The sequence below is a fragment of the Stenotrophomonas sp. PS02301 genome (genome assembly GCF_029959485.1).
In the GTDB taxonomy this organism is placed as follows: domain Bacteria; phylum Pseudomonadota; class Gammaproteobacteria; order Xanthomonadales; family Xanthomonadaceae; genus Stenotrophomonas; species Stenotrophomonas maltophilia_Z.
The window spans coordinates 1-10,417 of record NZ_JASCOO010000126.1 but is presented as its reverse complement, the minus strand read 5'-3'; the positions used below and the strand labels follow the sequence as shown (position 1 = coordinate 10,417).

The following is a 10,417-nucleotide window of genomic DNA, read 5'->3' as shown; positions in this document are numbered from 1 at the left end:
CCCCGGCGCAGGGCCGGGGAACGCCGTGCCGGTCAGTCGACCGAGATGCCGGCCAGGCGCTGCAGCGCCTCGGCGTACTTGGCGCGGGTGCGCTCGATGATCTCGGCCGGGATGCTTGGGCCCGGGGCGGTCTTGCCCCAGTCCAGCGTCTCCAGGTAGTCGCGGACGAACTGCTTGTCGTAGCTCGGCGGGCTGGTGCCCACCTCGTACTCGTCGGCCGGCCAGTAGCGCGAGGAATCCGGGGTCAGCATCTCGTCCATGATGTACAGACGGCCATCGGCATCGGTACCGAACTCGAACTTGGTGTCGGCCAGAATGATGCCGCGCTCGCGGGCGTAATCGGCGGCGAAGGCATAGATACGCAGGGTGGCATCGCGCACGCGCTCGGCCAGGTCCGCACCGACCGCCTTCACCATCGCATCGAAATCGATGTTCTCGTCATGGTCGCCGACGGCGGCCTTGGTCGAGGGGGTGAAGATCGGTTCGGGCAGCTGTTCGGCCTGGCGCAGGCCATCCGGCAGCTCGATGCCGCTGATCTTGCCGGTGCGCTGGTAGTCCTTCCAGCCGCTGCCGATCAGGTAGCCGCGGGCGATCGCCTCGACCGGAACCGGCTTGAGCTTGCGGGTGACCACCGCGCGCTTGGCGTACAGGGCCGGATCGACACCTTCGGGCAGCACGCTGGCGACATCGATGCCGGTCAGGTGGTTGGGCATCAGGTGCGCGGTCTTGGCGAACCAGAAGTTCGAGACCTGGCAGAGCATTTCGCCCTTGCCGGGGATCGGATCGGGGAGCACCACGTCGAAGGCTGACAGACGGTCGGTGGCGACCATCAGCAGGTAGTCCCCCGGCGGAGTGCCGGCGGGGAGCCGGTCGCGCGGAATGTCGAAAACATCACGCACCTTGCCGCGATGGCGCAAGGGCAGGCCGGGGAGATCGGATTGCAACAACGTGGTCGGCACGGGCACTCCTGAGGCTTCGTCATGACAGCTGTCCAGGGGACCCGGAGGGCCCGCACAGACAGCGGGCGGCCTAGTGTAAAGCGGGTTGGGCCCGCTGTGACGTAAAATGAGGATCCTTTGTCGCCTTGGCTGCCCAGACCACCATGCGCTGGTACGGAAAACTGCTCGGATTCATCGCTGGCGCCCTGCTGTGCAGGCCCAATCCGCTGTTCGGGGCCGCGTTCGGGCTGTTGCTGGGGCATGCCTTCGATGCCGACTGGTTCCGGCTGAACAGCGAGAACCCCTACCGCGAGCTGGGGCTGACCTCCGAGGCGACCGATGCCGAGATCGACCTGGCCTACCGCCGGCTGATGTCCCAGTACCACCCGGACAAGGTGGTCGGCGCTGCCCCGGAGCTGCGCCAGCAGGCCGAGCGCAAGTCGCGCCAGCTCAATGCCGCCTACGACCGCATCAAGACCCTGCGCAAGCGCTGAGTCCGCGCGGCGCCCCCTTTCAACCTCCTGAAGGCCCCGGCCATGTCCAACTGCATCATTGCTCCCTCCATTCTGTCCGCCGATTTCGCCCGCCTGGGCGAGGAAGTGGACAACGTGCTCGCGGCCGGCGCCGACTGGGTGCATTTCGATGTGATGGACAACCATTACGTGCCGAACCTGACCATCGGCCCGCTGGTCTGCCAGGCGCTGCGCAAGCACGGCGTGACCGCGCCGATCGACGTGCATCTGATGGTGGAGCCGGTGGACCGGATCATTCCGGATTTCGCCGAGGCCGGCGCGACGTACATCAGCTTCCATCCGGAGGCGAGCCGCCACGTGCACCGCACGATCCAGCTGATCCGTTCGCTGGGCTGCAAGCCGGGCGTGGTGCTCAATCCGGCCACGCCGGTGGACATCCTGGACTGGGTGCTCGATGACCTGGACCTGGTGCTGGTGATGTCGGTCAATCCGGGCTTCGGCGGCCAGGCGTTCATTCCCTCGGCGCTGGACAAGGTGCGCGCGATCCGCAAGAAGATCGATGCCAGTGGCAAGGACATCCGCCTGGAGATCGACGGCGGGGTGAAGGCCGACAACATCGGCGCCATCGCGGCGGCCGGTGCGGATGCGTTCGTGGCCGGCTCGGCGATCTTCAATGCGAAGACCAGCTACCAGGACATCATCGCGCAGATGCGCGGCAACGTCGCCGCGGCGCGGGGCTGAGCCATGGGCTCGGTGGCTGCCGTGACCATCCGCGTGGCCACCGCCGAGGATGCGGGGCTGATCCTGCGCTTCATCCGCGAGTTGGCGATCTACGAGAAGGCCGCGTCGTCGGTGCAGACCGACGAAGCGGGCATCCGCGCGAGTCTGTTCGGGCCGGCGGCGAAGGCGCACGCGCTGATCTGCGAGGCCGACGGCGTGGCGATCGGGTATGCGGTGTATTTCTACAACTACTCGACGTGGCTGGGCCGTAACGGGATCTATCTGGAAGATCTGTACGTGAGTCCGGAGCGCCGCGGCAGCGGTGCCGGCAAGGCGCTGCTGCAGCACATCGCACGTATCGCGGTGGCGGAAAACTGCGGGCGGTTCGAGTGGTCGGTGCTGGACTGGAATGCACCGGCGATACAGTTCTACGCGGCCGCAGGGGCGAAGCCGCAGAGCGAGTGGACGGTGTACCGGATGGAAGGCGAGGCGTTGCGGGCGTTTGCCGCAGGCTGAGCTGTCCTCAAAAAAAAACCGCACCATTGCTGATGCGGCCCTGGGAATAGCGGGAGGCTGATCCTGCCTCCATCTATCTTCCTTGCTATGGCCTTTCATTCTCCGGGCCATCGGTGACGCTTTGATGACGTTCACCGGCGGCCACGCCGTCCGCTGCTAGCCTTCGCTTCCCCACTCCCTGGAAGTACCGCATGAGCCGTCCCCATTGGCGTTTGATCCTCAACGGCAAGGCCACCGGCAATGAGGATGTGCGCGAGGCGGTGGCCGCGCTGCGTGAGCGCGGGGTGCAGCTGGAGGTGCGGGTGACCTGGGAATCGGGCGATGCCGAGCGCTATGTGGCCGAAGCCATCGCGCATGGGGTCGACACGATCATCGCGGCCGGCGGCGACGGCACCCTCAGTGAGGTGGCCGAGACACTGGCCCACCGGGAAGAGGGGGCCGATGCATTGCCGTCGCTGGGGCTGCTGCCGCTGGGCACGGCCAATGATTTCGCCACCGCGGCGGAGATTCCCGATGCACCGCTGGCGGCGCTGGAGCTGATCACGCACGCCCCGGCACGCCCGGTCGACCTGCTGCGCATCGATGCCGATGGCAAGGTGTGGTGGTGCGCGAACGTGGCCAGTGGCGGTTTCGGCACCGAGGTCACGGTGGAGACCGATGAGGGCTTGAAGAAGGTGCTCGGTGGGCTGGCCTACCTGGTCACGGGGGTATCGCGGCTGGGGCGGATCGATCCGATCCAGGCACGGGTCCGGGCGCCGGGGTTCGAATGGGCCGGTGGTTTCATCGCACTCGGCGTGGGCAATGGCCGTCAGGCCGGCGGCGGGCAGGTGCTGTGCCCGGAAGCGTTGATCGACGATGGTCTGCTCGATATCACGGTGATCCCCGAGTTGAGCGGGGAGGTCGCCTCCACCTTTGCCGCGCTGGTCAAGGGCGGCAAGCGCGGCGCGCTGGAGCAGGTGGCCGAGCGTGTGCAGGCGCCGTGGGTGGAGATCGAGGCCGACGTGCCGCTGACGCTCAATCTGGATGGCGAACCGGTCCAGGCCCGGCACTTCCGCATCGACTGCGTGCCGGGCCGGGTCAACCTGCATGTGGCGCTGGACAGCCCGCTGCTGTCGCGGGGCTGATGCCATGGGCGGCGCCGGGTTCCATCCGGTGCCGCCAATGCGGTACAGTCGCCGGGTGTCCATTCTGACGACCCCGCATACCCTTTCTTCCGCTCGCCGTTGGTGGCGATGGTGGCCTGTTGCCGTCGTCCGTCCCGCCACCGCCGTTTCCCGGAAGGAAAGTCGTCTTGATTACGCTCGAGCAGTTCCAGCAGCAGGCCGCTGAAGGCCACACCCGCATCCCCGTCGTCCGTGAAGTGCTGTCCGACCTGGACACGCCGCTGTCGGTCTATCTGAAGCTCGCCGACGGCCCGCATACCTATCTGTTTGAATCGGTCGAGGGCGGCGAACGCTTCGGGCGCTATTCCATCATCGGCCTGCCGGCACGCCGGGTGTATGCCTTCCACGGCCATACCCTGACCATCAGCGAGTCCGGCGCCGTGGTGGAAACCCGCGAGGTCGCCGACCCGTTCACCGAGGTCGAGGCGCTGCGCAGCGCCCACTCGGTGCCCAAGCTGGCGGGTCTACCGGGCTTCACCGGTGGCCTGGTCGGCTGGTTCGGCTTCGAGTGCATCGGCTATATCGAACCGCGCCTGGCACCGCCGCGTGGCCGCGATGAGCTGGGCACGCCGGACATCCTGCTGCTGCACTCCGAAGAACTGGCGGTGTTCGACAATCTCAAGGGCCGTCTGTACCTGATCGTGCATGCCGATCCGGGTCAGCCCGGTGCATGGGAGGACGCCCAGGCCAACCTGGATGCGCTGGTCGCCAAGCTGCGCGCCCCCGGCGCCGGCTACCCCGCGCCGATCACACGCGATGTGCTGGACGAGAACGATTTCGTCTCCGGCTTCACCCGCGAAGGCTTCATTGCCGCGGTCGACAAATCCAAGGAATACATCCGCGCCGGCGACATCTTCCAGGTCGTGCTGAGCCAGCGCCTGAGCGTGCCGTTCAAGGCGCGCCCGGTGGATGTGTACCGCGCGCTGCGTGCGCTCAATCCCTCGCCGTACATGTATTTCCTCGATACCGGCGACGTGCAGGTGGTCGGCTCCTCGCCGGAGATCCTGGTGCGGCTGCAGGACGGGGAGGTCACCGTGCGTCCGATCGCCGGCACCCGCCCGCGCGGCGCCACGGTGGAAGAAGACAACGCACTGGAAGTTGAGCTGCTGGCCGATCCCAAGGAGCGTGCCGAGCATCTGATGCTGATCGATCTCGGCCGCAACGATGCCGGCCGCGTGTCCAAGGCGGGCACGGTGGAAGTGGGCGAGCAGTTCGTGATCGAACGCTACAGCCACGTCATGCACATCGTCAGCGAAGTCACCGGGCAACTGCAGCCGGGCCTGAGTTATGCCGACGTGCTGCGCGCGACGTTCCCGGCCGGCACCGTCAGCGGTGCGCCGAAGATCCGCGCGCTGGAAGTGATCCGCGAGCTGGAACCGATCAAGCGCAACGTCTACGCCGGCAGCATCGGCTACATCGGCTGGCATGGCGATGCCGACACCGCCATCGCGATCCGCACCGCGGTGATCAAGGACGGCCGCCTGCACGTGCAGGCCGGTGCCGGCATCGTCTACGACTCGGACCCGGGCAAGGAATGGGACGAGACGATGAACAAGGGCCGCGCGCTGTTCCGTGCCGTGGCGCAGGCTGCCAAGGGCCTGTGAGTTTCCCGCGCCGTGGCCTGGCCGCGGCTCCCTTTGCACCCTTCTGACAAGGAATACCGCATGAAGCTGCTGAGCGCATTGCTGTTGTCGTCGACGTTGGCCGTGGTGGCCGGGTCCGCATGGGCGCAGGCCAATACCCTTCCCTCGCAGCCCCATCTGCTGGTCAAGGGCAGTGCCACCCGCACGGTGATGCCGGACCGCTTCACGGTCAAGGTGGCGCTGGAATCGATCGACATGCAGACCGACACCGCCCGCGCCCGCGTACAGGCCAACGCCGAGCGGGTGCTGCAGCTGTTTGCCCAGCATGGCGCCATCGACGGCAGCGTGCTCGCCGCCAACCTGAGCATCGCGCCCTCTACGCGCTATCGCAACGATGAGGAGGTGTTCAACGGCACCGCCGCCCGGCGCGACCTGAAGGCCGAGTTCCCGGACGCGCAGGCGCTGAAAGCCTTCCTGGGCGAACTGAAGGCCAGCCGCGAGGTCCAGGTCAGTACCGCTGAACCCACGTATTCGGGTGAAAGCCGCCTGCGTGGCGACCTGAAGGCCGAGGCCGCCGCGCAGACGCGCGAATCGGCCAAGGGCCTGGCTGGCGCCTACGGCACGAAGATCACCGGTCTGTACAGCATTTCCGACGTCGCGCCGAACTTCGCTTATGGCGTGCAGGCCGGCACCTGGGGCACGCCCGGCCGGGATGGCTTCGGCTACGGCGGGGAAAGCGCAACGCTGGACAAGGTGGCTGTGACCGGATCGCGCTATCGCGCGTCGTCGGGCGGCGAGCTGCTCACCGCCGCGCCCATTACGTACACCGAGAACGTGTACGCCATTTTCCTCATTCAAGACGGACCCTGACCATGTTGTTGATGCTCGACAACTACGACAGCTTCACCTACAACCTCGTGCAGTACCTGCAGACGCTGGGCGCCGAGGTGAAGGTGGTGCGCAACGACGCGTTGAGCGTCGATGAAATCGCCGCGCTCGCGCCCGAGCGCATCGTGATCTCGCCTGGCCCGTGCACGCCCAACGAAGCGGGGGTGTCGCTGGAGCTGATCCGTCGGCTTGGCCCGACCACGCCGATCCTGGGCGTGTGCCTGGGCCACCAGAGCATCGGCCAGGTGTACGGCGGCGATGTGATCCGCGCGGGCAACATCATGCACGGCAAGACCTCGCCGATCCGCCATGAAGGCAGGGGCGTGTTCGCCGGCCTGCCGGACCGCTACCAGGCCACGCGCTACCACTCGCTGGTGGTGGACAAGACCACGCTGCCGGCGTGCCTGGAAATGACCGCCTGGACGGAGAACGAGGACGGCTCGATCGAAGAGATCATGGGCCTGCGCCATCGCGAACATCCGGTCGAGGGCGTGCAGTTCCACCCCGAGTCGATCCTCACCGAGCATGGCCACGCCCTGCTGAAGAACTTCCTGCAGCGCTGAGCGCGCCGCACCTGCATCACAAAGGACCCCGCATGACCTTCTCCCCCCAGGAAGCCCTGCAGCGCACCATCGAGCACCGCGAAATCTTCTTCGACGAAATGGTCGACCTGATGCGGCAGATCATGCGCGGTGAAGTCTCGCCGGTGATGACCGCCGCGATCCTGACCGGCCTGCGGGTCAAGAAGGAAACCATCGGCGAAATCGCCGGTGCCGCCACCGTGATGCGCGAGCTCGCCCGCGCGGTGCCGGTGGAAGACAGAACGCATCTGGTGGATATCGTCGGCACCGGTGGCGATGGCTCGCACACCTTCAACATCTCCACCTGCGCGATGTTCGTGGTGTCCGCGGCCGGGGCCAAGGTGGCCAAGCATGGCAACCGGAGTGTCTCTTCCAAGTCCGGCAGTGCCGATGCGGTCGAGGCGCTGGGCGCGATCATCGATCTGCAGCCGGAGGACGTCGCGCGCGCGATCACCGAAACCGGCATCGGTTTCATGTTCGCGCCGATGCACCACCCGGCGATGAAGGTCGTCGCACCCGTGCGCCGCGAAATGGGCGTGCGTACGATCTTCAACATCCTTGGCCCGCTGACCAATCCGGTCGGTGCGACCAACGTGTTGATGGGCGTGTTCCATTCGGATCTGGTCGGCATCCAGGCGCGCGTGCTGCGCGAACTCGGTGCCGAACGCGCGCTGGTGGTGTGGGGCCGCGACAACATGGATGAGATCTCGCTCGGCGCCGGGACGCTGGTGGGCGAACTGCGCGACGGCAAGGTGCGCGAGTACGAGATCCATCCGGAAGATTTCGGCATCGCGATGTCGGCCAGCCGCAACCTCAAGGTGGACAGCCCGGCGGAATCCATCGCGATGCTGCGCGGTGTGCTCGACAACCAGCACGGCCCCGCGCTGGATATCGTGGCGCTCAATGCCGGCGCCGCGCTGTACGTGGCCGGTGTCGCCGACAGCATCGCCGATGGTCTGGCCCGTGCCCGTGCGGTGCTGGCCGATGGCAGTGCGCGCTCGCGGATGGAGCAGTACGTCGCCGCCACCCGCCGCATCCGCGGGGCCGTCTGAGCCCGCGTTTTCCGAATTCAGCGGGGCTGGTCGATAATGGCCGGCCTCCAGGACCCCCAATGACATGAGCGACATCCTCGATACCATCCTGGCCCGCAAGGCCGAAGAAGTCGCCGCACGCCGGGCCCAGGTGCCGCTTGAAGCACTGATCGCGCGCGTGGAGCAGGCGCCGCCCGTACGCGGCTTCGCTGATGCGCTGCGCGCCTCGATCACCGCCGGCAACCCGGCCGTGATCGCCGAGATCAAGAAGGCCAGCCCGTCCAAGGGCGTGATCCGCCCGGACTTCCATCCGGCCGACATCGCGGTGAGCTACGAATTCGGCGGCGCCAGCTGCCTGTCGGTGCTGACCGACGTGGATTTCTTCCAGGGCAGCGACGCCTACCTGCAGCAGGCGCGTGAAGCGTGCACGCTGCCGGTGCTGCGCAAGGACTTCGTGATCGATGCCTACCAGGTGTACGAAGCGCGCGTGCTCGGCGCGGACTGCATCCTGCTGATCGTCGCCGCCCTCGACGACCGCCAACTGGCCGAGTTGTCCGACCTGGCCATGCAGCTGGGCATGGATGTGCTGGTGGAAGTGCACGACATCGACGAGCTCGAGCGCGCCATCCAGGTGCCGGTGCCGCTGATCGGCATCAACAACCGCAACCTGCGCACCTTCGAGGTGTCGCTGCAGACCACGCTGGACATGCGCCAGGCCGTGCCGCGCGACCGCCTGCTGGTCACCGAAAGCGGCATCCTCGGCCCGGCCGATGTCAGCGTGATGCGTCAGGCCGGGGTCAACGCCTTCCTGGTCGGTGAGGCCTTCATGCGCGTGGAAGAGCCCGGCGAGGGCCTGCGTCAGCTATTCTTCAGCGCATGACAGCGATCTACCCAACGCCGCGCGACGACGCCCCGCTGGTGGTCTTCGATTTCGATCACACCCTGTATGACGGCGATTCCGGCAGCCATCTGTTCGCCTGGCTGATCAAGCGCAACCCGCTGCGGCTGCTGGCCGCCCTGGTCGCCACGCCGCTGCTCGGCCCGCTGGTGGCCTTCCTGCCCACCCGCCGCCGCGGCATCTCCGGGTATGTCTGGATCGCCACGTTTGGCCTGCATCGGGCGCGCGAGTTCAACAAGGTGATCGACCGCTACGTCCTCAAGCACGAGGCCGATATCCGCCGCCGCCTGCTGCCGGTCGCGCTGGAGGTGTTCGCGCGTCACCGCGCCGCCGGCGACCGCGTGGTGGTCGCCACCGGCGCACCGCCGGAACTGGCCCGCGCGATCCTGGCCTTCGTGGCGCATCAGGGCGTGCCGGTGATCGGCAGTGAGGTCGGCCCGTTCCTGGGCGCGGTCATCGCCACCCGCCACTGCCACAACGAAGAAAAGATGCGGATGCTGCGCGAGCGCGGCTATGGCGAGATCGATGTCGCCTATTCCGACAGCAGTGCGGACCTGCCACTGCTGCTGGCGGCCACGGCGCCGGTGGTGGTCAATCCGAAGGCGTCACGGGTGGACTATTTCCGCCAGGTGCTGCCGCCGGGTACCCCGGTGCTCAACTGGGGCTGTGTCGACCGGGCCGGCGACCCGGTCTGATCCGGCGCTGAAAACACCCGGGAAGGGCTGAAAAGGTGTCGCGTCCGGCTCAGCCTGCGCGCCACTGCACGATGGCATGGCCGATCTGGAACAGGCTGATGCCCAGCACCAGCACGCCAACGGCGACCAGCACCCAGCGTTCCTTGACCTTTTTGACCAGGATCGCGGCCACCGGTGCGGCCATCATCCCGCCGATCAACAGGCCGGCCACGATGTTCAGGTACTGCACGCCCATGGTCAGCAGGAAGGTGATCGACACCGCCAGGGTCACCACGAACTCGGCGGCATTGACCGTGCCGATGGTGGTGCGCGCCTGGCCGCCGCGGGCGAGCAGGGTGGAGGTCGCCACCGGGCCCCAGCCGCCACCGCCACTGGCATCCAGCAGGCCGGCCACGAAGCCCAGCAGCGGGACGCGCTTCACTTCCTGGGCCGGCAGCATCCGGCCGGCCGCACGCAGCAGGATGAAGATCGCCAGCACCAGCAGATACATATAGATGAAGGGGCGGATCACGTCGCCAGGCAGCTGGGTCAGCACGTAGGCGCCAACCACCCCGCCGACGGCGCCGGGCAACGCCAGGCGCAGGAACAACCGGCGGTCCACATTGCCCGCGACCAGATGCGAGACCCCGGAGGCCCCGGTGGTGAAGACCTCCGCGGTATGGATGCTGGCGCTGACCGCGGCGGGCGGCAGGCCCATGCTGAGCAGCACCGAAGAGGACACCAGCCCGAAGGCCATGCCCAGCGCGCCATCGATCAGCTGCGCGCCGAGGCCGATCAGGATGAACCAATAGAATTCGCTGCCAAGCTCCATGCCGACAGCCTAGCGGCAAATGGGCGGGGTTGCCGGCCAGCGGCCGGCACGCCCAAGGCCCGATCAGCGGGTGCCGGACAGAACCACGGTCTTTACGCGGGCCTGCAGCTGCCCGTCGGT

General features: G+C 67.3%; 12 protein-coding genes. 10 read left to right on the top strand and 2 right to left on the bottom strand.

Annotated features, from left to right (window positions below):
• Positions 1 to 32: 32 nt before the first annotated feature.
• A complete protein-coding gene (locus tag QMX81_RS19260; RefSeq protein ID WP_019185298.1) occupies positions 33 to 959 on the bottom strand; it encodes a phosphoribosylaminoimidazolesuccinocarboxamide synthase in 927 nt (308 codons plus the stop codon).
• Between the two features lie 143 nt (positions 960 to 1,102).
• Between QMX81_RS19260 and QMX81_RS19255 the strand changes: the two genes are divergently transcribed.
• The 10 genes from QMX81_RS19255 (at position 1,103) to QMX81_RS19210 (ending at position 9,486) form a co-directional block, all read left to right on the top strand.
• On the top strand, positions 1,103 to 1,432 hold the full coding sequence (locus QMX81_RS19255; RefSeq protein ID WP_282263868.1) for a DnaJ domain-containing protein: 330 nt from the start codon (positions 1,103 to 1,105) through the stop codon (positions 1,430 to 1,432).
• A gap of 42 nt (positions 1,433 to 1,474) precedes the next feature.
• Positions 1,475 to 2,152: a ribulose-phosphate 3-epimerase gene (gene rpe / locus QMX81_RS19250; protein ID WP_070426117.1), complete on the top strand. Its 678-nt coding sequence runs from the start codon at positions 1,475 to 1,477 to the stop codon at positions 2,150 to 2,152.
• 12 nt (positions 2,153 to 2,164) lie between these two features.
• Positions 2,165 to 2,647 (top strand): GNAT family N-acetyltransferase, encoded by a 483-nt coding sequence (locus QMX81_RS19245; RefSeq protein WP_152150909.1) that lies wholly within the window; start codon positions 2,165 to 2,167, stop codon positions 2,645 to 2,647.
• A 191-nt stretch (positions 2,648 to 2,838) separates the two neighbouring features.
• Positions 2,839 to 3,771, top strand: a complete 933-nt coding sequence (gene yegS / locus QMX81_RS19240; RefSeq protein WP_282263867.1) for a lipid kinase YegS — start codon at positions 2,839 to 2,841, stop codon at positions 3,769 to 3,771.
• A gap of 167 nt (positions 3,772 to 3,938) precedes the next feature.
• Entirely contained in the window at positions 3,939 to 5,414 is a 1,476-nt protein-coding gene (gene trpE, locus QMX81_RS19235) for an anthranilate synthase component I (RefSeq protein WP_282263866.1), read from the top strand.
• A 60-nt stretch (positions 5,415 to 5,474) separates the two neighbouring features.
• Positions 5,475 to 6,263: an SIMPL domain-containing protein gene (locus QMX81_RS19230; protein ID WP_121040621.1), complete on the top strand. Its 789-nt coding sequence runs from the start codon at positions 5,475 to 5,477 to the stop codon at positions 6,261 to 6,263.
• A gap of 2 nt (positions 6,264 to 6,265) precedes the next feature.
• Entirely contained in the window at positions 6,266 to 6,844 is a 579-nt protein-coding gene (locus QMX81_RS19225; RefSeq protein WP_282263865.1) for an aminodeoxychorismate/anthranilate synthase component II, read from the top strand.
• A 32-nt stretch (positions 6,845 to 6,876) separates the two neighbouring features.
• Positions 6,877 to 7,914, top strand: coding sequence for an anthranilate phosphoribosyltransferase (gene trpD, locus QMX81_RS19220; protein WP_282263864.1), 1,038 nt, complete (start codon positions 6,877 to 6,879; stop codon positions 7,912 to 7,914).
• Between the two features lie 64 nt (positions 7,915 to 7,978).
• Entirely contained in the window at positions 7,979 to 8,773 is a 795-nt protein-coding gene (gene trpC / locus QMX81_RS19215) for an indole-3-glycerol phosphate synthase TrpC (RefSeq protein ID WP_152150916.1), read from the top strand.
• Positions 8,770 to 9,486 carry a haloacid dehalogenase-like hydrolase gene (locus tag QMX81_RS19210; protein ID WP_282263863.1) on the top strand — a complete coding sequence of 239 codons (717 nt, stop codon included), beginning with the start codon at positions 8,770 to 8,772 and terminating at the stop codon, positions 9,484 to 9,486. The genes trpC and QMX81_RS19210 overlap by 4 nt, the downstream gene beginning before the upstream one ends.
• A gap of 49 nt (positions 9,487 to 9,535) precedes the next feature.
• Here the strand turns inward: QMX81_RS19210 and QMX81_RS19205 are convergent, their stop codons facing one another.
• Entirely contained in the window at positions 9,536 to 10,297 is a 762-nt protein-coding gene (locus QMX81_RS19205; RefSeq protein ID WP_121040611.1) for a sulfite exporter TauE/SafE family protein, read from the bottom strand.
• Positions 10,298 to 10,417: the final 120 nt, after the last annotated feature.

Coding starts and splice junctions, on each gene's coding strand:
- QMX81_RS19255 (WP_282263868.1), top strand. CDS start 1,103: ATGCGCTGGTACGGAAAACTGCTCGGATTCATCGCTGGCGCCCTGCTG.
- rpe (WP_070426117.1), top strand. CDS start 1,475: ATGTCCAACTGCATCATTGCTCCCTCCATTCTGTCCGCCGATTTCGCC.
- yegS (WP_282263867.1), top strand. CDS start 2,839: ATGAGCCGTCCCCATTGGCGTTTGATCCTCAACGGCAAGGCCACCGGC.
- QMX81_RS19230 (WP_121040621.1), top strand. CDS start 5,475: ATGAAGCTGCTGAGCGCATTGCTGTTGTCGTCGACGTTGGCCGTGGTG.
- QMX81_RS19225 (WP_282263865.1), top strand. CDS start 6,266: ATGTTGTTGATGCTCGACAACTACGACAGCTTCACCTACAACCTCGTG.
- trpD (WP_282263864.1), top strand. CDS start 6,877: ATGACCTTCTCCCCCCAGGAAGCCCTGCAGCGCACCATCGAGCACCGC.
- trpC (WP_152150916.1), top strand. CDS start 7,979: ATGAGCGACATCCTCGATACCATCCTGGCCCGCAAGGCCGAAGAAGTC.
- QMX81_RS19210 (WP_282263863.1), top strand. CDS start 8,770: ATGACAGCGATCTACCCAACGCCGCGCGACGACGCCCCGCTGGTGGTC.
- QMX81_RS19205 (WP_121040611.1), bottom strand. CDS start 10,297: ATGGAGCTTGGCAGCGAATTCTATTGGTTCATCCTGATCGGCCTCGGC.